The 22817-nt window shown below is 44.7% G+C and carries 21 protein-coding genes; 13 read left to right on the forward strand and 8 right to left on the reverse strand.

What is annotated here, in order from left to right:
- Positions 1-7: 7 nt before the first annotated feature.
- Positions 8-580 carry a TetR/AcrR family transcriptional regulator gene (locus tag ACTJKN_RS06960; protein WP_440823612.1) on the reverse strand — a complete coding sequence of 191 codons (573 nt, stop codon included), beginning with the start codon at positions 578-580 and terminating at the stop codon, positions 8-10.
- A gap of 132 nt (positions 581-712) precedes the next feature.
- Here ACTJKN_RS06960 and ACTJKN_RS06965 point away from each other — a divergent pair, with 132 nt between their 5' ends.
- The 7 genes from ACTJKN_RS06965 to ACTJKN_RS06995 all read left to right on the forward strand — a co-directional run bounded on the left by ACTJKN_RS06965 (position 713) and on the right by ACTJKN_RS06995 (position 5937).
- Positions 713-1291, forward strand: coding sequence for a TetR/AcrR family transcriptional regulator (locus tag ACTJKN_RS06965; protein WP_440823613.1), 579 nt, complete (start codon positions 713-715; stop codon positions 1289-1291).
- A gap of 194 nt (positions 1292-1485) precedes the next feature.
- Positions 1486-2265 (forward strand): SDR family oxidoreductase, encoded by a 780-nt coding sequence (locus tag ACTJKN_RS06970; protein ID WP_440823614.1) that lies wholly within the window; start codon positions 1486-1488, stop codon positions 2263-2265.
- 41 nt (positions 2266-2306) lie between these two features.
- Complete coding sequence (locus ACTJKN_RS06975; protein WP_440823615.1) at positions 2307-2792, forward strand: nuclear transport factor 2 family protein; 486 nt, start codon at positions 2307-2309, stop codon at positions 2790-2792.
- A complete protein-coding gene (locus ACTJKN_RS06980) occupies positions 2785-3513 on the forward strand; it encodes an SDR family NAD(P)-dependent oxidoreductase (RefSeq protein ID WP_440823616.1) in 729 nt (242 codons plus the stop codon). Before ACTJKN_RS06975 ends, ACTJKN_RS06980 begins: the two co-directional genes overlap by 8 nt.
- 45 nt (positions 3514-3558) lie before the next feature.
- The gene (locus ACTJKN_RS06985; RefSeq protein WP_440823617.1) at positions 3559-3885 is read left to right on the forward strand and encodes a MazG-like protein; all 327 of its coding nucleotides are present in this window, start codon (positions 3559-3561) and stop codon (positions 3883-3885) included.
- Positions 3886-3915: 30 nt separating this feature from the next.
- The gene (locus tag ACTJKN_RS06990; protein ID WP_440823618.1) at positions 3916-4671 is read left to right on the forward strand and encodes an SDR family NAD(P)-dependent oxidoreductase; all 756 of its coding nucleotides are present in this window, start codon (positions 3916-3918) and stop codon (positions 4669-4671) included.
- Positions 4672-4932: 261 nt separating this feature from the next.
- Positions 4933-5937 (forward strand): saccharopine dehydrogenase family protein, encoded by a 1005-nt coding sequence (locus ACTJKN_RS06995; protein WP_440823619.1) that lies wholly within the window; start codon positions 4933-4935, stop codon positions 5935-5937.
- 335 nt (positions 5938-6272) lie between these two features.
- On the opposite strand, the gene ACTJKN_RS07000 is transcribed toward ACTJKN_RS06995, so the two are convergent.
- The 5 genes from ACTJKN_RS07000 to ACTJKN_RS07020 all read right to left on the reverse strand — a co-directional run bounded on the left by ACTJKN_RS07000 (position 6273) and on the right by ACTJKN_RS07020 (position 12842).
- On the reverse strand, positions 6273-7202 hold the full coding sequence (locus ACTJKN_RS07000; RefSeq protein ID WP_440823620.1) for a hypothetical protein: 930 nt from the start codon (positions 7200-7202) through the stop codon (positions 6273-6275).
- Entirely contained in the window at positions 7199-7945 is a 747-nt protein-coding gene (locus ACTJKN_RS07005) for an esterase/lipase family protein (protein WP_440823621.1), read from the reverse strand. Before ACTJKN_RS07005 ends, ACTJKN_RS07000 begins: the two co-directional genes overlap by 4 nt.
- 83 nt (positions 7946-8028) lie before the next feature.
- Positions 8029-10548 (reverse strand): hypothetical protein, encoded by a 2520-nt coding sequence (locus tag ACTJKN_RS07010; RefSeq protein ID WP_440823622.1) that lies wholly within the window; start codon positions 10546-10548, stop codon positions 8029-8031.
- A gap of 2 nt (positions 10549-10550) precedes the next feature.
- Positions 10551-11897, reverse strand: a complete 1347-nt coding sequence (locus ACTJKN_RS07015; RefSeq protein ID WP_440823623.1) for a hypothetical protein — start codon at positions 11895-11897, stop codon at positions 10551-10553.
- Positions 11898-11954: 57 nt separating this feature from the next.
- Positions 11955-12842: a M43 family zinc metalloprotease gene (locus ACTJKN_RS07020; protein ID WP_440823624.1), complete on the reverse strand. Its 888-nt coding sequence runs from the start codon at positions 12840-12842 to the stop codon at positions 11955-11957.
- Positions 12843-13623: 781 nt separating this feature from the next.
- On the opposite strand from ACTJKN_RS07020, the gene ACTJKN_RS07025 reads away from it, so the two are divergent.
- Positions 13624-14088, forward strand: a complete 465-nt coding sequence (locus ACTJKN_RS07025; RefSeq protein ID WP_440823625.1) for an RNA polymerase sigma factor — start codon at positions 13624-13626, stop codon at positions 14086-14088.
- Positions 14089-14461: 373 nt separating this feature from the next.
- Complete coding sequence (locus ACTJKN_RS07030; protein ID WP_440823626.1) at positions 14462-15106, forward strand: hypothetical protein; 645 nt, start codon at positions 14462-14464, stop codon at positions 15104-15106.
- 135 nt (positions 15107-15241) lie between these two features.
- Here the strand turns inward: ACTJKN_RS07030 and ACTJKN_RS07035 are convergent, their stop codons facing one another.
- Positions 15242-15589: a hypothetical protein gene (locus ACTJKN_RS07035; protein ID WP_440823627.1), complete on the reverse strand. Its 348-nt coding sequence runs from the start codon at positions 15587-15589 to the stop codon at positions 15242-15244.
- Positions 15590-15766: 177 nt separating this feature from the next.
- Between ACTJKN_RS07035 and ACTJKN_RS07040 the strand changes: the two genes are divergently transcribed.
- A complete protein-coding gene (locus ACTJKN_RS07040; RefSeq protein WP_440823628.1) occupies positions 15767-16321 on the forward strand; it encodes an arylesterase in 555 nt (184 codons plus the stop codon).
- Here ACTJKN_RS07040 and ACTJKN_RS07045 read toward each other — a convergent pair.
- A complete protein-coding gene (locus ACTJKN_RS07045; protein ID WP_440823629.1) occupies positions 16318-16968 on the reverse strand; it encodes an alpha-ketoglutarate-dependent dioxygenase AlkB family protein in 651 nt (216 codons plus the stop codon). The genes ACTJKN_RS07040 and ACTJKN_RS07045 overlap by 4 nt on opposite strands.
- 192 nt (positions 16969-17160) lie before the next feature.
- Here ACTJKN_RS07045 and ACTJKN_RS07050 point away from each other — a divergent pair, with 192 nt between their 5' ends.
- From ACTJKN_RS07050 to ACTJKN_RS07060, 3 genes are read left to right on the forward strand one after another with little or no spacing between them, the layout of a single operon-like run.
- Entirely contained in the window at positions 17161-17916 is a 756-nt protein-coding gene (locus ACTJKN_RS07050) for an ImuA family protein (protein WP_440823630.1), read from the forward strand.
- 6 nt (positions 17917-17922) lie between these two features.
- Positions 17923-19431, forward strand: a complete 1509-nt coding sequence (locus ACTJKN_RS07055; RefSeq protein ID WP_440823631.1) for a Y-family DNA polymerase — start codon at positions 17923-17925, stop codon at positions 19429-19431.
- 12 nt (positions 19432-19443) lie between these two features.
- Entirely contained in the window at positions 19444-22674 is a 3231-nt protein-coding gene (locus tag ACTJKN_RS07060) for an error-prone DNA polymerase (RefSeq protein WP_440823632.1), read from the forward strand.
- Positions 22675-22817: the final 143 nt, after the last annotated feature.

A 22817-nucleotide genomic window follows, 5' to 3' on the forward strand; every position in this document is an offset into this window, starting at 1 on the left:
CAAAATACTAATTTTTGACCAGTACATTGGTAAAGTCGGATATGGCCTCTGCAAATATCTGTTCACTGATCTTCTGCGGCAAACTCTTGCCGATGAGTTTAATAGCGATCAATCCGTGTAAAACCGACCAACACTTATAATAAGGTCCCAGCGGGAGGCAGCCAATAACCTCGCTGAATAACGAATCGATCTTAGTGGATGCTTTTTCTAATACATTTGGGTCAGAACAGGTTGTTCCTATACCAAACATGAGCCGGTAAAGCTCCGGTTCAGCTGAAGCAAAATCCCAATAGGCCCTGCACATGAGCAGGAGTTGTTGCCGGGGTACGGCACTGGCTGATCTGGCCCGCATTAATTCGCCGGATAAGATCACAATTCCATATTGAGCCAATCCCAGTAATAACGCCGCCTTGTTCACGAAATATTCATAGATAACCGGCGGCGTATAGCCTATTGCTTCTGCTATTTTGCGCATGCTTACCGAGCTCCAGCCCGATCTTTTACCGATCTTGAGCGCGGCCTTGAGTATATCGCAGTATACACTGTTCCGATGGAGGAAGGTTCGTTTGTTAAATTTCATGTCTAATCTCAGCGTGCAAATGTATATTATAGAACGTTTGTTACAAAATAGACATCCTTAATTTCACGTCAAATTAAAATGACATTATTTTAGAACAAGTGTTTTAAAATAACTTTATGTTTGCAAAGAATTATGGCAAGGAACCTGGAATTTAACGAAGAAGAGGCAACCAAAAAAGCGATGGAGGTATTTTGGAAAAAGGGCTACAGTGGCACGTCTATCCGTGACCTGTCTGATGCCATGAATGTGCATGTCAGCAGTATTTACAATACCATGGGGGACAAACATCAGTTGTTTGTAAAGTGCATCCGTAATTACACACAGAACCGCATGGAGGATGCGCTCAAGCATGCCGCTAAGATCAAATCACCGCTTGAGGCGATCATCAGTTTTATAAATGCTTCCGCAAACACCATTGTCTACAGCGACAACAGCTGCCTGGCCATCAAGACAACTTTCGAGGTGGCGACTTCTGACCCAGATGTCCAAGACGTGCTTCGGAAAGACAATGAATTCACGCATAAATTTATATCGGACCTGATCCATAAAGCAATCGAACTTAAGGAACTTGCTGCAGGTACAGATGCCGACACGGTGACGGATTTTATTATCAATACGTTTACAGGCTGGCACGAATCCTATATTCTGCATAAGGACCCGATCAAGATCATGCGGATGGCCAAATACCTGATCGCACAGATCTCCCGCTAAAGGATTAACTCATTACAACGAACATTGAAATATATTATTAAAGAAGTGATATAATTTTAGAGCGTTTGCTCTAAAACAAAAGCTCCCCGTTAAAAATCGACGTCCTAAACCGGCTCTAATTTTAGAGTGACTGTTCTAAAATTAAAAAAACCAAGGATAGTATAAACAATATATAACATTAAAATAAAATCAATATGGAAAATAAAGAACTGACCGGCAAGATCGCTTTGGTGACAGGTGGAACCAAAGGGATCGGTAAGGCGATCGCTGACAGGCTGGCCAAGGCGGGTGCTACCGTGGTCATCACTGCAAGGAATGCTCCGCCCGACAACAAATACGGTCACCATTTTATCAAAGGAGACCTTGCAAATTCATCGGAAGCTATGCCGGTCATCAGCAGTATTCTCGAAAAATTCGGTAAAGTTGATATACTGATCAACAACATGGGCGGATCCAACAGTCCTTCGGGCGGCTTTGGTGTGCTTACCGACAAGCACTGGGAAGATGAGTTACAACTGAACCTGCTCGCCCCTGTCCGTATTGACAGGGCCTTATTGCCAGGCATGCTCGAAAACAAGAGCGGCGTGATCATCCATATCTCCTCGATCAGCGGCATATCACCTCTCTATGAATCACTTGGCGCTTACGCAGTAGCTAAGGCAGCACTGATCAATTATAGCAAAAGCCTGTCAAAAGAGGTTACACCTAAAGGCGTGCGGGTGCTTACCGTATCACCGGGCATGGTTAAAACCGAAACTATGGACACTTTCCTGGGCACGCTTGCGGAATCTGCAGGTACAACCATCGACGAGATCACCCAAAATTTAATGACCAGCCTGGGCGGCATCCCCATGGGCAGGATGGCAGATCCCAAAGATGTTGCTGAGCTTGTCGGCTACCTGGTATCTCCAAGCGCATCATACCTGAGCGGCGCAAACTATGTAATAGACGGTGGAACAATTCCTACCATTTAATTTAAAATCAATTCATATAAATTTTTCTAAACATTAAAAAAATGAATCAGTCAGCTTATAAAATCAGCAGTGAAAGAGAGATCGAAAATTTAATCGCGCGTTACACTCACCTTTTGGACAAGGGAGACCTTGCGGAAGTTGGTGCCTTGTTCGCACATGGCAGAATCGGTTCCCTAGGCGCCTATACAGATGGAGCGGACATCGAGTCCATGCTCAGATCTAATCTTCAGATTTATTCCAATGGCACGCCGCAAACCGCGCACGTGACTACGAACACAACTATCCATATTAATGATGAAGAGTCCTCAGCGACCGCGAAATCATACCTCGTTATTTACCAGCAGGATAGCGAGCGGTCATTTCCATTACAGGTGATCATGACCGGAACCTATGATGACATTTTTGTACGCATTGACGGCAAATGGCAATTCAAGGAAAGAAGTCTTTCGATGGGCTTTGCGGGAGACCTGTCACACCACGCAAACCCAAATGGTCCCTCTGCCAAAATATTGAAGAACAATGGATAATTTAAGAACTGCCCTGGTAACCGGTGCGAACAAAGGCATAGGATTGGCCACTGTCGAAGGGCTTGCCAGAGAGGGTTATAAAGTATGGCTTGGATCGAGGAATCAATCCCGCGGTCAGGCGGCCGTGGAAAAACTTCGTTCGAAAGGTCTGGATGTACACCTGCTTCTGATCGACGTTGCCAATGACAACAGTGTAAAAGAGGCTGCACGTGTTTTGAATGCACAAACTGCATATCTGGATATCCTGATCAATAACGCTGGTGTAGCGTTGAACCTGAAAAGCCTGCCCAGCGATGAGCAAATGGACATGATCCGCGAAACATTTGAGACAAACACTTTTGGGCCGATCCGTGTAACGCAGGCTTTGCTTCCTTTACTGAGGGCTGCCAGTAAGGCGCGGATAATCATGTTAAGCAGTATCGTTGGCTCTATCGGCCTGAGTTCGGACCCGGATGTTATTTACGGACAGGTCAATTTCATGGGCTATTCCAGTTCAAAAGCCGCGCTGAATATGATCACCGCAGCTTTTGCCAAAGAACTTGGGCCATCGGGCATCAAAGTCTATGCTGTTGAACCGGGTCATATACGGACCGATCTCAACGACAATACAGGAAGCTTGACTGCCGAAGAGGGTGCAGCTGTACCACTGCGTTATGCAACGATGAACCTGGAAGTTTCTAACGGTGGCTTTTTTGGGCCAGAAGGGATACTGCCATGGTAACTGTAAAGGACACATTCAAGAAAATTAAAAACATTTCAAATCATTATGGGTAAACAATTGAATATCTCCGAACTAATTGCTAGGTCTCAAAAAATCAGGGAGCTGTATCATCAACTGGAAGTAGAACATCATGGGAGTGAATGGACCATCGAAGAGGACGCTTTGGCATTTCTGACCGACGCCGCGCTGGTAGGACGACTAACCATGTCCCTGCAGGGACGTTGGCCGAAAGAAAATACTTTACCGGAACTACACCATAAACTGGGCGAGACGATCTGGTGGGTGATCATCTTGGCCGACCGTATGGGCGTCGATATCAATACCGCCCTAAACGATTTTTTGACCAAAACCGAAGATTTACTGAAGAAATAAATTATAGTACTGAAATTTAAAGAAAATATCATGAATAAGTTAAAGAATAAGGTTGCGATAGTAACTGGAGCATCTAAAGGCATTGGTGCTGCCATTGCCACCCATTTTGCGGCCGAGGGCGCAAAAGTTGTGGTTAATTATGCATCGAGCAAAGAAAGGGCCGAACATGTTGTAAAGATTATAACTGATGCAGGCGGCATAGCCATTGCAGTGCAGGGCGACGTGTCCGTGGAGGCTGACGTACGTAGATTGTTTGAAGAGACCAAAAGTGCTTATGGCACTTTAGATATTTTAGTAAACAATGCTGGCGTTTTCGACTATGCACCTATTGAAGATGCCACAGTTGAATCTTTTCATCGGCAATTCAATGTCAATGTTTTAGGTTCCCTGCTTGCTATTCAGGAATCTCTGAAATTGTTTAGCGGCAAAGGAGGAAATATCATCAATATCAGTTCCGGAGCAAGCAGAACGCCGGTACCTACTGGATCTGTATATTCTGCGACCAAGGCAGCTTTAGATGCAATAACGGTATCCTTGTCCAAAGAATTTTCGGGCAGAAACATCCGCATCAACTCTCTTTTGCCGGGGGCTATCGAAACAGAAGGCACACACAGTAACGGCTTTATCGGAAGTGAATTTGAAGCGAAGATCGTTGCGAATACTCCTCTTGGTCGTACAGGACAGCCAGAAGATATTGCGAAGGTAGCCGTATTTTTGGCCTCTGAAGATTCGGGTTGGATTACTGGTGAAAAAATAGCTGTTTCGGGCGGCATTTTCGGACTATAACGAACAGTTAGCAGTTTCCCAAGCAATGGATGGCTTTTTGGGGAAAGTTATAATGCCACTACAATGAAGGATCTAACCGAGGCGTAAACGGCAAATGAAAAGCCCGGGGAAGTGGAAATAGGTGAAGCAAACTATGTGTCTATTCTCAGTGAGGAAAGTCCTGAAACTGCTGTTTTCTATGAAAAGAAGGTTGTTAAAGAATTTGTTGTTGTTGATCTCCAAATCCACCTTGTAGTGCTTAAACATAGATAATATAAGAATATGAATAACGAGAAAAATAAGCTCCTGATTTATGGGGCAACAGGATATACCGGAAAAATCATTGCAGCAAGGGTAAAGAAGTTAAATATTGAATTTGAGATTGCAGGACGGGAAGCCTATAAAACCCAGAAATTGGCAGAAGAATTAGCGGTTGGCTATCACATTTTCGATGTTGATACAGAGTACGCTTGGGAAAAAGCATTACGGGATAAAACGGTTTTGATTAACGCGGCGGGACCGTTTCAATTCACTGCCGAGCAAGCGATGAAAGCCTGCCTGAAAGCTGGCGTACACTATCTGGATATAAGTGCGGAACTAGAGACCTATCGATTGGCGCAATCTTTGGACAGTGTAGCTTGGGAAGCTGGAATCCAGTTGATATCAGGTGCGGGGCTTTTTGTAAGCTATGACGCATTGGTGGTACATCTTTCAAAATTGGTGTCAGAACCTAAATATCTGAAAGTAGGTTTCCGTCATTATGGGGGCTTCTCTAAGGGGTCTGTATTGAGCAGCAAGAACATCGCTGATTTAGGCATATTAATCCGTAAAAATGGTGACATTATTAATAACCCTGATCCAAAGTCGAAAATATTTTCATTTGGTAAAGAGGAAGTTGAATGCATGCCTACGCCTCTAGGGGGAATTATCCTGAGCTATAAATCCACGGGTATTCCAAATATCGAAGAATATTTTTCCCTAAACCTGCCGGCAATAAAACTGCCTGATCTCACTGCCGAGAATCTGCCGGATGGCCCTACCAAGGAAGAAAGGGCAGCGGGGCGTAATGGGATTTCTGCTGAGCTTACCGGTAAAGACGGAAGAGTAGTAAAAGCTTATGTAGATGCTCCTTCCGGCTATGACCTTACACCGCTTTCGGTAGTAGCAGTTGCACATCGCATCTTAAATGGCGACTTTAAAGTGGGCTATCAATCACCTGGCTCAGCATATGGTGAGGATATCATTAAAGATATCCCCGATACCTATTTAATCGATAATAATGCCTAACAGAAAATATATTCGAAATGACCATGGGCAAAGTATATCGCTAAAATAATAATTGTATTTTTAATTAGCAATGCCTAGCTGTTTTGGAAGTCTTTCGCATAGCGGTACAGGTCGTTCGCATAAAAAAATGGTCATTCACATAAAAATGTTGGGTGAGTCTTGATCATTTACGATTTTATCGTAGAAATAACAGTTTATTTATTAACCCGTCATTTCAACTTTTTAGTTTACCAAGCTGTCGGAAGCCTATGGTAACAAAAAGAAGGAGGATTAAGAACCTCCTTCTTTGAAATATTAGCAATGAATGCGAACCTGAAAGTTGATGTTTGTGCCTTTTACATGACCTTTTTGGTGCGCCATTTGTCAAGGGACGCCTGAAACTGGTCTTGATAGTTGTGATCATAGATCAGTCTATCAAGAATAGCGTCATATTTTTTTCTGGATATTCTGATACTTGATTCTGCCTGTTGCCTACTGACATGCTCTTTTCCAGAAAGAAAGGCTTCCATGCCATTGAAAAAGCGGTTTAAAGAAGCGCGCAACTGTTTATCTATCCTCGATAGCCAATAGGCATGATAGGTCCAGTAGGTGGCCCTGTAAGAATTGTTTCCCGGCTTTTTAAGAAATTGATTAAGCAATTCCAGAAAATCCAGGTACATAAAAAAGCCACTGATCGCCTGTCCCAAGACAGAATTTTCCGTACGCTTCTTAAAGCATTTTTTCGTATCGCTAAGAAGGTTCTTCAGGTCCCGTACATTATAATTATCCGTATAACCGTTATCCAAAAACCACAGAAATTGGTTCACTTCATCATTGTCAATAGTCTGGTTCAGGGCATTGAACTGAAAAAACAGGTTGTCGCTATTTGCGGTATGCCTGCCCTTTTTGAAGGGCCTGCCCTCTGACAGCACCTCAAATAGTATCTGTGGCAACTCCAAGGGATAGTGCTCATAGTAATATGCTTTCAGCGGCTCTAGTCCAAGGTAATACAATATCTCAGCCCTGTCTTCCTCCAAAACCTTGAGGCTTAGATAGCCTGTAATATGCCCTAGTGAAAGTATGGAGAAATATTCCAGGAAATAATCGATATCATCACGCAGATATGTTTCGTCCTCATAAATCGGCTCATCGTCGTGGCTTCTGAGGAGTTGCGCTAATTTATGCTGTTTGCCATTTAGTTTGTCAATGTGTCTTTTGCCGCGTAGGGCTTGCTGGTTCCCTTCAAGGAAAACATTACGGAGATCACTTAATTTAGAGTAGCTCATACCAATACTTTTTGGAGTTCGTTCAACGGATCAGGAAATTTTTGCGTTGGCTTGCATACTTTTACATGGCCGACATTTCCAGGAAAAACCACCGGTTCGGGATCATCAAGAAAAGTCTTGTTGACCACGACACGATCAGGTGAAGCCCAGATCACTTTTTCTGCAATTGTAAATGTCGTTCTTCCGTTGTTGATCAGATCACGACATTTACTTTCCATATCCGTAATGATAATGTTACGGTCTATTAGCTGATCGAAAGTCACGACAAAATATCTGAGGGCAGGACCAAGTACGGCAAAACTACCCGGGAATCCAAAATTGCCGAGGACTTTCATCGCGCCCTGATGTGCAGGGGCAAACAGTACCAGTCTGCATTTATCTAAAAAAACAGCATTGGAACGTGAACCTTCGTTTAGGGCTACCCTTGTTACCACTGCACCAAGGGAGTGGCAAACAATAACAATCTCAGAGTAGGGTTCTTCACGTTTTACGCCGAGGCCCGATTCCTTTACCACCTCAGGAAGGTCGTCATGGATCCTACGAAGGAATTTCAAAAAGTTCAGGGCACTGTTCGAAATCTGGTCAAAGAGGCTGTCGTAACCAAAAAAGTACACATCCCTGCCTTTATATTCTTCCCTAGTGCGAAATTCATCGTTGAAAGAACCGAACGTTTCCAGGCTTGATCCATTAAATCCGTGGATAAAAACCACAGCCTTATGAATAGGTTCAAGTGCCCAATTCACGTAGGTCTTTTTCCCGCTGTTGGGAATGTTTCGCTGGATATAAAAATTACTCATATCATTGACTTATTATTGTGATCTTCTTTTTAATTTTTCGACTTTGAATAGAGGTTGAGTAAAGGGATATCCACACAGACCGATATACTGTATCTGATGTAGGTGCTCTTGGAATAATCATTTTCCGAGCTGTTTACCTTGCGAAGATTTGGGCCTGTTTGGGCACCAAGATTGACCGAAATCGGTGTTTTAGGGATACCAAGGGAATAAAAGAGGCCTGGTGAAAATACATCTCCAATTTTGACGGTTGGAACCTGTTCAGTTGTACTGTCCTGAAAACGATAGGCCGCGATTGCTCCCAAATCTATCAGGGAAATGAATAGTGAGGAGGAAAAGGTCGTTTTGCCGGTGGAGATAAAACCGAGTATGCTGCTGCCCCTGCTAATTGAAATACCTATGGGAGCAGTAACGCCAAAACTATTGAATTTAAAGGGATTGTTCTGATCCACTCCCTTAATCACCTCACTACCCGTAAATAACCCCAGATAAGCATTTAAGGAAACATTGAACGGTGTTTCTCTTTTTATGCTTGAACTACCGGCATGCAATGCTACCGATTCTATGGCGCCGGCAACCTCATCACTTTTTTTAGCATCAATCATATTTGCCATAAATGCCCCATACCTGATAAGTTTACGCAATGCCGATGTAGATTTACCTCCAATTGAATCCTTCGCTTGATTACTGTCACCACTTCCTACCGTAATGGCATCTGAAAGCAACATGTTAGGGTTTTGAGAGCTTTGCTTAATCAGGGATTTGGCAAGTTCACGTTCTTCTTTCCTGGATAGCCTCTTATTTGCAGATACTTCTATGTTTTTGACCGGGGCATCATAGATCGCGTCATATGTAGCAATCAGATGGTTGATAGCCTGGGCATATCGCTTGCGGTTGATCGCAGCCATCAGGTCGGAAACATTAGTGATGACCTGAAAGTATACTTGGGAATTTGTTTCAAGGTTTGCGATCCCCGGAATATTTGATAGGACACTTAGATCTTTAACCCTTATGGCAAACTGTAAGAGTTGGGCTGAGTTTTTTATGTAAGCGGAGAAGCGTTCCGTTTTTAGAGAATCGGTGGCCTGCGTATCATATTCTTTGATCATCAGGTTCAGTTCCTGAAACTTGTTTGCAAGTGTAAGAACATAGGTCTTGTAATTTTGATACTGCTTATCAAATGCGTTGGCAGTGGCCTCTGTGTTTACCGTCATGTAAAAACTTTGTCTGTTATCTGAAGTAAACTGGATTTTATCATAGTTAATCCTGGAACTTTCAAGAAGTAGCCCTAAATAAATCTGCAATGATTTTTTATCGTTGACCATCTTTCGAATGGTAGAGATATCCACCCAATAGTTGTGTTTTGTAGTGTCACTTTCCTTTAGTGATTCACTGAAAAGCTGAAGGGATTGGACCGCCCCTTTCAAAACCCTGAATTTATTGTGATCGCTGCCGTTAATACTGTCCAGGTAATTTGTAGGGAAGCTACCAAGAATATCACCGGGATGTGTTTTGTCCTTGATTGCACCAGTTATATAACAAGCAGAGCGCAGCGCAAAAGCGAGTTTCTGGTTGTTGTCCTTTTTGAAGAAAACCGGGTGATTGCCAATAATACTGGGTAGGTTTTCATCCAGAACAACGATATCCTGCAAAAAGGCTTCACGCAGGTTGTTCAGGTAGTTGCTGTAATTGTAGATTTGCTCATCAATCGCATTTAAAAGTATCGAAGTGTTTGGGAAAACCGATTTCAGGTCAGGGTAATTTGCAATATCCTCCTTGAATTTCTTAAAGAAAAAAATGGTAAGCTCTTCCTTTGAGCGCTTGATCAGAAACTTGACAATCCCATCCAGAACGGTCGTACTGATACCGCTCAGGGAATTTACAATTGGGTTTATGGTACCGTTATCGGTACCCTGCACTGTATTGTCGCTCCAGAGTCCGGGAAGGGCGTTCTTTAAAAAATAATTTTGGTCTCTGGTATTAATGCCATATTTCTCACTTAGGATAACTTTTATTTCTGCATCGTGACCGGTCTCTTTTGCGAGCTTACTGATTGTAATTGCGTCATTGATTATTGAATTATCCTGATTAATGTCCCTGCCTGATGGCTGCTGCGTCGTAGATCCGGAAGAAGAATTTTCTGCCTGAGTTTCATTTGCCAAATCCTGTCCGGTAGCTAAAGGCTTAAGATTGAAGGGGCCCAGCACCTTGCCCATAATTTCGATTTTGAAGGTGTCTGCTATCGGAGTAAGACAGGAACTGCATTCTTTTATTTTGTGATTTTCCAATATGGTTATAGTGTAATTCCCCGTGGTATTCTTTGGGAAATCCCGGCCAAGAATATTCTTGTTAGGATTCTGGCGTACGCCATTGGTTACGATATAGAAGGTTTTCTCGCTGATTCCGCTATTAATATGAAAGGTTATTTTAGAGGTCTGTGCGGATTGTATTCCAGGAGACAAGGACCCATCTTCATTGATATTGTAGATATTTTGGGCGACTACAACATTGCCCAAAAGCAACATAAGTAGCAGGTGGTATAATTTTTTCATATTTATATGGTTTCAAGGTTAAAATTTTTAAGGGTTTCTTCAATAGGCAGCACAAGCGAGAAGTTATTAGCTCTTCCCAGTAAGATGCCTATGAGCTGCCTGGTTTCGGTATGATAAATGCAACTGCCTGAATCGCCGCCAACAGAGATAGGACGAGCTGTCTGGCGGTCATTGGTGGAGCCTACCAATATTACATTTGACTTGAAACTGTCGACCTGTTTATAACTCACATCCAATCCGACATTATAATCAATAATGTACGCTTGGGTCGTTTTTCCTTCCCGTGATAACATCGTAATATTTGCAAAGGCGGTTTTTACATCTTTATCTCCAACAGTATAAAAAGCATTATTAAATTTTTGATAGGTAGGATCCTCAACAAGTCCATCATCAATTTTGGCTATGGCCAGATCCTGTTGTTCATTAAGCATCTTGTGGCTCCAGCTGGCAGCGATATCGCCGTCTAAAATAACTCGTGTCTGTAGTGACGGATGTAAAATGCCATTATGAAAATCATCATATCTACCATAGGAATATATGTGGCCAGAAGTGACAATACCTTTAAAAGTATGATCCGTTTTTGAGCGAACCATGCAGCAAACAGAACCAAAATAAGTGGGATGGGCCTCTGCACTTACGTCTGTCTCTAACTGCGAGTACTGGATTCTAGCTTTGCCCGTACCTTTTATAATTTCAGTCTGTATTGTTCTATCGGAACCGTCGGGCATTTTGATCTTTAAAGCTGGTGGGATACCACCATCATTGTCATCCCTGATATATATTGCCACCACATGGCTTTCGACCAAGCCGGAATCCTGTACAGCATCACTAAGGGTCAGTATATTTGGGAATTTGACCTTTAGAAACTGTCCGTTTTGAGCGATGGCAAGCTTTACGAGCTCAGCATTAGTTAACTCCAGAGATGGGGCAGCTGATTTCGCATCATGTTTCGGTACAGCAATCCTGCTTTCAAAAAAGCTTTGCGTGGCTTTGGCCCCGAAGGTGAAGGCAATAATGCCAACCCAATATTGATCGATGCCAATATTTTCCAAGGATTTTATCCCGCTGGCCCAACCGATTTTAAGCATAAGCATACATATCACATTAGTCATCATAAAGACCACAATACGCATGGTACTTAAACCTTCACTGCCTTCTAGTAGAGATGGGAATGCCAATGAAAAACCAAGCATTGTGATAAAGAATGAAACAGCGATCACGTTAGCTACAGGTGGTTCTGTCTCAAAGGAGCAGATCATTAGTGAAAGCACCCCGATAGCCATAAGGCAAAATCCTATAAAACGTAAGGTTGTGAGTTTGCCTTCATTTTTTTCTATAATATCCCTCATAGTTGTAAAATTTTAGGATTAACAGTCGGTTAAATATTGTTCTGATCAGAGCAAAAACTATTTATACCTGAAAACTTTTGGCCTAAATTCAAAGAGATTCTGGCGCATTTTTTCTGCTTGTTCCTTGGTAAACATTGACCGACAGTCTGAATAATCCATATAGTTGTTATACATTGGGTACAAAGATCCAGGGCATTGATTTTTCTTTGTGATTTTTGGATCGCACCCTTTATCCAACCCAGTTTCATCTTTTTGTGGAGGTGTATCGGAAATACCATCATTTTCTAAGGAACATCCACCTTCAAATGTATGGTAAAGGCCAAGCCAGTGACCGGCTTCATGACTTAGTAGTCTATATGCACCACCTACCCATTGATAGTAGAGGTAGATTGCATCAGTTGAAGGATTGTTCCATGGTTCGGTCAGTGTATAACCGCCACTACCAATCCTTCCGGAGTAAATGTTCAAATAACGGTCTGGTGATATAACTGGGTCGGATTTATATAACTTGTTACCTGCAGTTCTTGCTACGCGCCTTATGCCTCTTTCGTTAGAACCTTCAAATAAGGTATCTGCTAAAACAAAGCTGATTTTTGGATTACCAATACTGGATTTGTGGGCTCCGTACACATCAAAAGTATCTACGTTCATAAGTTGAAAATCTCTGTTCAGATCACTGATTTCCCTTTCAATGGCAGCTTTAGTAATATTTTCGGATTGATTACCGTATATGACGTGGAAGATTACTTTTACAACTAAAGTTCTTCCATCATCAGCTTGTCGTAAGTTTACTGATTCAAAACTTTTGCTCTTTTTTAAAGCCTTAAATTCACATCGTTTTAAATCAGAAATTTTTGACTGGGCAGAAATACCTAATGATGAAAGAATAATTATAAAGAGTAAGAAATAAAAATAGAGTGTGAGGTGTTTTGAAATACTAAACATGAGAGTTGATTTAGATTAAGCAAAACAAATTTAACAAAAAATTTGGTTAAAAATACTTTATGTGCGTGATTTACAATGTGTTGTATATAGCTTGTGTGTTTATGTCGATTTTAGTGCGTATTTAATCGATTAACGGTAATGAATGGTTTTATTTGTAGGGGATTACTTAACCTAAAATGGGCGTAAAATAAAAATCGGGCAAACTTATGTTTGACCCCACTTATTAACGCTCTGGATGTCTAACATTGAAAATTCCCCGGGGTTTTACTCAATAATTTTATAATGATGAAGGAGCAATCTCGGGAAATTCCAATAAGCAAGGAGCTAACCTATCAAGGATAACCTGATCCGATGAATCCTTAGCTTGTTTATGCGTTGCCAGGCAGAGAAATATTTGATACCTTTCTTTTCCTAAAATGATCCATTCACCAGTCTGGGACGATATCGACCTGAATGTTTTCATATTTGAATTTTGGTGAGCAATTGTGTATTTCGGCGAAAGTGATCCCTCTGTCTATTGCGCGCCACTCAGGTCGACTGCTATGATTTTTCTTTTGAAATGGGAGATTTTATCAGGACGAGTCAGTCACTATTAGTGAAATATGCAACCATCTCCAAACCAGATAAAAGATAAGTATATTGTTTTATTGATAATGAAATGGGAGAATATCAAAAGCGTATTGATCGAGAAGCCACAACTAGAAACCGCTAAACTAAGTTTGGTCTTTGTGTGCCTATAATTTATTATTATTGTACTCTTAATCTTTGGAAGTAAGTATTTATGAATGATTATAGCGGCTACACAGATGTTGACCTGACTGAACTACTAAGAACAGGGGATAGGAATGCATTTGCAGAGATTTATAACCGCTACAAATTTATTCTCCATAACCATGCATGGAACAAACTTCGAAATAAAGAGGAGGCCCAGGATCTTATCCATGAGGTGTTTTCGATGCTTTGGGATAAGAGAGAGCACCTGCCGGTAAACAGAAATCTTTCAGGTTATCTTTACAGCTGCGTGCACAATCAGTTTCTCAACATGGTTGTCCATAAAAAAGTAAAGGACAGGTATATATCTTCTATTGCTGAGTTTACTGCAAGTGGAACAGTACAAACGGATCATTTAGTCCGCGAAAGGATGCTCAGGGAAATCATCGACCGGGAGATTGACGAATTGCCGCCAAGGATGAGAGAGGTTTTTCTGCTCAGCAGAAAACAACACCTTAGCCATAAAGATTTATGATACAAATAAATAGGGCGTTGTGGGACTAAGTTATGGATGGCAGAAATTTCGCAGAGCAATCATTTCGCTGGTCGCAGGCCGATCACTTAAGGAACGGCTTAATTATGCAATTGCTTATAGCCTTTACCATTTGAAACCAGAGGAGGAAGACCTGCCCAAAGAAATAGTTGGGGATTTTAAAGAATTTCTATCGTTTGTCCAAGTGTGGAGGCCGTGGCGGGGCAGGTACAATCGCCGCTACGTTGAACAGTTTATCGGATGAACATCAAGAGGACCTTGCGGCTAAAATCGTTTCAATGCATGATAATGTTTGTCGTGCTTATGGAAAATCCAGAAATGATTGATCGTTATTAAGGACTTATTCATTTCCGCTATGAACGAATTGAGCGCTTTTATATTATATGATGGACTGCCTGTTAAGGCTGGCGGAGCCCATAAACTTAGCCGGAAAAATATCGAAGAAGTATATAATTCGATAGATCATTTTGCAACACGATATACGGACTGTAAAATCGCCGTTCTCGTAGAGGTAGGCATGAGAGAATTCAAATGGCGTTCATTATTTAAATACTCCTTACGCTTCGGTATACCAAGCTTCAATTGGTGGAATTACTGGGCCGTTAAAAAAGACCTGGTGCATTGGAATATATCGTCAGAAAATCTCAGGGAAAGAATGGCAGATATAACGGAGGAAGAGCATATGGTGATCGGGATTACATGGAACTTTAATTTCATTGATCCAGTAACCGGAAATGTGCTGCCTAATCAGCAACATATTCCGGTAATAGATGAAAGACGACTGCAATCAGGGATGTACCTTCGGTTATCCAGCACAGTGAAAACAATATCTGTTTGGTTCGCTTTTCCATTTGAAGAATTGAACACAGTCAATTTGAGATACTTAACAGATGTTCAGCAAAATCTGCCTTTCAGGTTTTTACCTAAAAACTGGAGGATTTACAAACGATCAAAAAATGGCAATTGGTTCACCAGGAAAATAGATATCCCGGTTAAATAGTTAGTCACTCCGCAGATGAAACTTCAAACACATTCAGTTCATCGATTACATCTAATTTATAGGAATAGGCAGTAGCAAAAAGCAAAAGAAACGTGGAAAGATCATGCGATCTTTCCACGTCAATTTTATTTGAGACTACTGTTTTTTAAGGAGTAGCTTTTTGCCGTCTATTTGAAGCTCGATGATATCATTTTCTAAAAACATCAATTTCACTGGACTTTTCTTTGCTATTTTTCCAGCATTGATAATTTCAAAAAAACCGGTAAACTTTCTCTTGTTTTCTTCAGGTGATAATAGTGAGTATCTCTGGAGCATCGAAGATGTGCGACTGGAAAATTTGACGTTTTTATCTGGAAAAAATACAACTTCTTTAATCGAAGAAGTATTTGATATGTTATGCCATTTTCCAATATATGGTGCTCGATTGTTACGGCCGAATATGATGCCAAGGCTGAAAATAACGGCTAAAAATGTAGTTTTCATAATTTCTAGTTTATTATTTTGATATAAAATTAGGTACAAACGGGAAAAAAATAAAAAAAATAAATATAAAAGGCGTGTTACATTTCAGTTGAATTCCTCATTTTGAGAATGAAGATCCATTAATAAGTGGCTTTTAGATGCTGCTAAACAAATTTTACTTAATGCGGTTTTTATGACATGAAGCGAATTGTATTTTTTGGGGACAGCCTGACAGCGGGTTATGGCTTGCATAAGCCGGAGGAGCAGTCTTTTCCTGCTTTGATACAGCGGGAACTGGATGCTGCGGGTCTGGATTACCGGGCGGTCAATGCGGGGGTAAGCGGTGATACTTCTGCTTCGGGCCTGTCAAGGTTGTCTTACTGGCTGAGCGGGCCGGTGGATGTTTTTGTGCTGGCGCTGGGCGCCAATGACCTGATCCGGGGCTTAGCGCCCTCGGGAACGCAGCGGAATCTGCAGGCGATCATTGACCAGGTGAAGGCCAGGTTTCCTTTGGTAAAGTTTTTGCTGCTGGGCATGCAGTTGCCTTTATGGGTGCCGGGGCAGCGGGCGGCAGAGTTCAGGCAGCTGTACCGGGACCTGGCGGCTGAAAATGAGATGCCTTTACTTCCGTTTTTGCTGGACGGGGTTGCGGGGATCAAACACCTGAACATGCATGACGGGGTGCATCCGCTGGCGGAAGGTTACCAGATCATTGCCCGCCGCGTCTGGCCGGTATTGCAGCCTTTGCTTTAAGCTTGCTGTTGGTGTTGCTCGCCGGGCTTGACCAGGTAAACGGGTTTGGAGGATTCTGAAATCCGGAAAGTAAGGTTGATCCTTGGGCCAACGGTTCTGGTTGTTTTGGGAACATGGTGTTCGTAATGTTCCTGCATGGTTTCGCCCATAAGTAATAGGCTTCCATGGGTGAGCGGTATATCTATCCGCTGGATGTCTTTTCTTGTTTTGTGACGCACTTTGAAAATCCTGGTGTCGCCAAAGGTTATCGAGGCAATGTGGTGGTGTTTCCCGTCTGCCGGCAGGTTGTCGCTGTGCCAGGCCACAGAATCTTTTCCATCCCGGTAGAGGTTTAAAAGCACGCGATCGAATGTGATTTCGGTAATTTGCTCAACGGCTGCTTTAATTTCAAGCAGCATCGGTGTCCAGGCGTATCCCTGCTCCCCGCCATAGTAAGCGATCAGGCGCGGATCGGCGATCATCTTATCATACATCTTGCGCATGCGCTGCTGCCAGGGTGAGTCTTTAAGCAGTGTTTTATAATAATGGTCCGAGGTTGTTTTGTCAAAAAAATGTTGCCATAGCCGCAGTTCGGTGTCCGATAATTCAAAGTCCTGGTACCTCTTAACTCCCCCGTCGAATAGTGCTGTTTCTGAAAAAAGGTTCATGCAGTAAATTTAAATATTTTGTTTGTTAACTAAAAATATTAGTATATATTATTCCTGTTTGTTTTGTTTTACAGGGTTTTGTTAACAAATTTTCCAATTTATCCACATTTCAATATTTACTAATATTTTTAGTATTATGTTTGCTGTGTAATTAGTGGGGCAAAGGCTTTCCTGCTGATAGGGGGACGAATCATGGATGCTAAAAAGGAAATATTAATCAGACTCCAGCAGGACATCCTGCTGTGGCAGGGCTTTAAGCCGCAGGTCGGGACCAGGGCGGAGCGTATCGGGCTTGGTGAGATCGAGCAGGTCTTCCCCGGCGGAGTCTTTCCCAAAAGGGCCATCCATGAATTTATTACCGTTTTACCGGAAGATTCAGCAGCCAGTGATGGCTTTATTGCAGGGCTGCTTGCTGTACTGATGCAGGACGGTGCGGCTTGCGTGTGGGTGGGTACCTCCCGGAGGTTGTTTCCTGCTTCGTTAAGCGCTTTTAACGTGGAACCCGAGCGGATCATTTTTATGGATGTGCAGACAGAGAAAGAGGTGCTTTGGGTGACCGAGGAGGCCCTGAAGTGTCAGGGACTTGCGGCGGTCGTTTCCGAACTGAATAATGTGAGTTTCATAGAATCACGCAGGTTGCAACTGGCGGTGGAGGAAAGCGGGGTTACGGGTTTTATCCTGCGCAAGGATGCCGGTAAAGCGGCAAGCACAGTGGCTACCGCCAGATGGAAGATCAGTCCTTTGCCCACCGGTACAGCAGATGGGATGCCTGGCCTGGGCTTTCCGCGCTGGCAGGTGGAGCTGTTGAAGGTGCGTAACGGCAAACCGGGCTGCTTTGTGCTGGAATGGGCGGGTGAAGGTTTCCAGGAGGTTAGCGATCATGCTGCCGTGAAGAAACTGGCTAATGAGGTGGTATGGACCGGACGCGAGGGCAGGCAGATTGGATAGTAGGTGATGCAAAGGCGTTTTGTCTCCATATGGTTTCGTCAGCTCCTGGCTGACTGGCAGCTGATCCGTAGGCCGGAACTCGCTGAGGTACCTTTTGTCTTTACAGCGCCAGATCATGGGCGGATGATGATCACCGCGGTAAGCCCCTTGGCCTTTGGTTTTGGGGCGGAAGCCGGGATGCGGGCGGCGGATGCCAAGGCGATCTGCCCGGGACTCAAGGTGCTGGACGATAAACCCGGACGTCCGTGGAATCTGCTGCGCAGGCTGGGAGAATGGTGCGTGAGGTATTCGCCCATCGTTGCCATTGATGAGTTTGGTATGGATGGGCTGCTACTGGATGTATCCGGTTGTACACATCTTTGGGGCGGGGAGCGTGAATATTTAAAAGAGATCGTTTCAAGGTTAAAGCATAAGGGCTATACGGTGCGGGTGGCGATAGCGGATACGCCCGGTGCCGCCTGGGCAGTTTCCCATTATGGTAAAGTAACGCCGCTGGTTCCCGTCGGTGGTCATCCTGAGGCTTTGCTTGGACTGGTGCCGGAGGCTTTGCGTTTGGAGCAGCCGGTACTGGCCAGGCTGCGCAAACTGGGTTTTTACCAGATCAAAAGTTTTGTTTCTATGCCCAGGTCGGTGCTGCGCAGGCGGTTTGGCGGGGATTTTCTGTTGCGGCTGGGACAGGCTTTGGGCAGCGAAGCCGAGGCGTTGGTTCCTTTGCAGGTACCGGTGCCTTTTAGCGAAAGGCTGCCTTGTATGGAACCGATCAGGACGCGTACCGGAATTGAGATTGCCATTACCAATATGCTGGAAAATTTATGCAGGCGGATGCAGACGGAGGGCAAAGGCTTGCGGACGGGGGTGTTGACAAGTCACCGGATTGATGGCAAAGTTGTGCAGATCGCTATCGGTACCAGCGGGGCTACCCATAGTGTTTCTCATTTGTTTAAGCTTTTCCAGCTAAAGATAGACCAGATCCGGCCGGGACTGGGAATTGAGCTGTTCGTACTTGATGCACCTAAAGTGGAGGCGGTCGAAGTTCCGCAGGAGGAGATGTGGACTTCCCGGCCCGGAATGGATGATCAGAGTGTGATCAGGCTACTCGACAGGGTGGCGGGAAAGATCGGGCCGCAGGTGATCCACCGGTATTTACCGGCAACCTGCTACTGGCCGGAGCGGGCGGTGTTGCAGGCCAGGTCTGTTACCGAAAAGCCCGCAAGCGGGTGGCGGGTGGAGAAACCACGGCCGACCGAACTTTTGAAACGGCCTGACCCAGTTGAAGTGATGGCGCTGATCCCTGATCATCCGCCCGCTTTTTTTATTTACAGGGGCGTGCGGCATCAGGTGGTGAAGGCGGATGGGCCGGAACGCATAGAGCGGGAATGGTGGCTGGATAGCGGCGAGCACCGGGATTATTATCAGGTGGAGGATGATCAGGGCCGCAGGTACTGGCTGTTCCGTTCAGGCCACTATAACGGGGATCAAAAGTACAAATGGTTTATACATGGATTTTTTGCTTAGAAAGGGGGAGTGATGGGATATAGTGAATTGCAGGTGACTTCAAACTTTAGTTTTTTGCGGGGCGCTTCACATGCCAGTGAGCTGGTCGATCAGGCGGAGGCTTACGGTTATCATAAGATTGCGGTCACTGACCGGAATACTTTAGCAGGGATTGTCCGGGCGCATGCCGCTTGCCAGGGGAAGAACGTGAAGCTGATCCCGGCCTGTCGGCTGGATTTACTGGATGGACCAAGTTTATTGGCTTATCCGACAGACAAAGAAGCTTACAGCAGGTTGTCGGCATTATTGACACTGGGAAACCTGCGGGCAGAAAAAGGTTCCTGTCACCTTTCCCGGGCTGACGTGTATGCGCATAGTAAGGGCATGATCTTTACCCTGGTGATGCCTGGGGTATTGAACCGCAGGTTTGAGTATGATCCGGATTTTGTTTTGGCATTGGCGCAGTACCGGGAGGCATTGGGTGGCCAGCTTTATCTTGCAGCAACAAGGACCTACCAGGGGAATGACGATAAACTGATCTTCCGTACCGCCCAACTGTCTGATTTTTACGGAATCCCGGTGGTGGCGACCAATGATGTGCATTACCATGATCCATCGCGCCGGGAATTGCAGGATGTGCTGACCTGCGTGCGGGAGAAATGTACGGTTCAGGAGGCGGGTTTCCGTTTGCACCAGAACGCGGAGCGCTATATGAAAGAAGTGGCGGAGATGGAGCGTTTGTTCAGGAAGTATCCTTCGGCCATTGAAAATACGATGGTGATTGCTGGGACCTGTAACTTTTCACTGGACGAGCTGAAGTATGTGTACCCTGAGGAGATCAACCGGAGCGGGCGCGCTCCGCTGGAAGAACTGGAATACCTGACCTGGAAGGGTGCGCATGATTTTTATGGTGAGGTGATCCCGGAAAAGGTTGTCAATATGGTGAATCATGAAATGGCTTTTGTCCGGCAGATGGATTACGCGAATTACTTTCTTTTTGTGGAGGATATCGTGCGGGAGGCAAGGAGCCGGGGAATTCTTTGCCAGGGCAGGGGATCTGCCGCAAACTCAGCGATCTGCTTTTGCCTGGGCATTACTTCTGTCAACCCGATGAAGTTCGACCTGCTCTTTGAGCGGTTCATTTCTTCTGAGCGGAACGAACCTCCGGACATTGATGTAGATTTTGAGCATGAAAGGCGGGAAGAGATCATCCAGTACATTTATAACAAGTATGGCCGCGACAGGGCCGCTATTGTGGCCACGGTTACTCAACAGCACCAGAAAGGGGCGATCCGGGATGTGGGCAAGGCAATGGGTTTATCGGTTGATACGATAAACCGGCTTTCCGGTTCGCTCTGGGAATATACGGACGAGTGGTTTGAAGGAAAACGGGTTACGGAATCAGGTCTGGATCCGGATGACCCGCATTTGAAAAAGACGTTGGAACTGACCGGGCAGATGATGGGCTTTCCAAGACAACTGGGACAGCATACCGGTGGTTTCGTGGTGACGCAGGGGAAGCTCACGGATCTGTGCCCGATCCTGAATGCACGGATGGAAAATCGAACGAATATCGAATGGAACAAGGATGATATTGATGCACTGGGCTTTTTAAAGGTGGATGTACTGGCACTGGGGATGCTGACCTGTATCCGCAAGACTTTTGATCTGTGCCGCGATCATTATGGCAGGCAATATACACTGGCCAATATTCCCCAGGATGATCCGGATGTGTATGACATGATCTGTCTGGCGGATACCCTGGGCGTATTCCAGATCGAAAGCCGGGCGCAGATGTCGATGCTGCCCAGGTTAAAGCCCAGGGAATTTTATGATCTGGTGATCGAAGTCGCGATCGTCCGTCCGGGGCCGATCCAGGGGGACATGGTGCACCCTTATCTAAGGCGGAGAAATAAAGAAGAACCCGTGGTGTATCCTTCCAAAGAGTTGGAGGAGATTTTGGGGCGTACGCTCGGCGTGCCGCTTTTCCAGGAACAGGCGATGAAGATTGCGATTGTTGCCGCCGGGTTTACGCCCGCGGAGGCGGACGGCCTGCGCAGGAGTATGGCCACCTTCAAGTTTAAAGGGATGGTGAACCAGTATGAGCAGAAGCTGATTGAGGGCATGATGGGGAAAGGATATACCGAGGAGTTTGCCCGCAGGATATTTAAGCAACTGGAGGGATTTGGAAGTTATGGTTTCCCTGAAAGCCATGCGGCCAGTTTTGCCTTGCTGGTCTATGTATCCTGCTGGCTGAAGCATTATTATCCTGATGCATTTGCAGCAGCTTTGCTGAACAGTATGCCTATGGGGTTTTATCAGCCTGCGCAGATTGTGATCGATGCACAGAAACATGGCGTTGAAGTAAAGGAGGTGGATGTGAACTGCTCGCGATGGGATAATTTACTGGAAGAAAAGACTGTGAAATATTTTGCGGTCCGTCTGGGATTCAGACAGATCAAGGGATTGCGGGAAGAGGATATGGATCTGCTGGTTTCGGCCCGGGGAGCAGGATATAGAAGTGTTACTGCTTTGCGCGATGTGGGTGTATCGCTTGCTTCACTGGAAAAACTGGCTGATGCAGATGCGTTCCGTTCAATGGGCCTTGACCGGAGGAAAGCCTTGTGGGAAGTTTCCGCTTTGCAGGATATGCCGGTGGAGATGTTTAAGGGCCAGCCTTCTGAAAGCGTATTGGAAACGCAGGTGGAGCTGCCCTTGATGGGTAAGGGAGAGCATGTCGTGCAGGACTATGCAGCTGTAGGTCTCTCACTGAAAGCACACCCGGTGAGTTTTGTGCGCACGCAATTGGATATGCTGAATATCCGGTCCTGTCATACGATCAATAATGATTCCATCGACGGGCAGCTGGTCAAAGTTGCGGGGCTGGTGTTGGTAAGACAAAGACCCGGAACTGCTGGAGGGGTATGTTTTATCACCATTGAAGATGAAACGGGCTATTCCAATTTGGTGGTGTTTGAAAAGTTGTTTGAAACCTTTAGAAAGGAAATACTGCATTCCAGACTGCTGATGGTTGAAGGCAGGTTACAGCGCGAAGGACAGGTGGTGCATGTGATTGTGAGCAAGTGTTTTGATTTCACCAAGATGCTGAGCAAGCTGGTACAGCGGGAAACCGATGAGCTGCCCGTGTTGACTTTGGCCAGGGGCGATGAGAAAACCGCGCCTTATCCTGCACAGGATAAACGGTCACAGGTAAGGGAAGACGTATCGAAAGATGCATTCCATAGGGGAAGGAATTTCAAATAGACTTGACAGACGCAACTGTTCATCAATCTGATTATTGCTGATCTGTTACCAAAAGAATGAGAGAAATCAGGGCTTGCTGTCGAATGGTCTGGTTAATTTTATATTATTGTCGTAGCCAACCTTTACATTGTCCTCTTAAGTGA

It is taken from the genome of Pedobacter sp. 22163 (genome assembly GCF_052045595.1).
GTDB lineage: Bacteria > Bacteroidota > Bacteroidia > Sphingobacteriales > Sphingobacteriaceae > Pedobacter.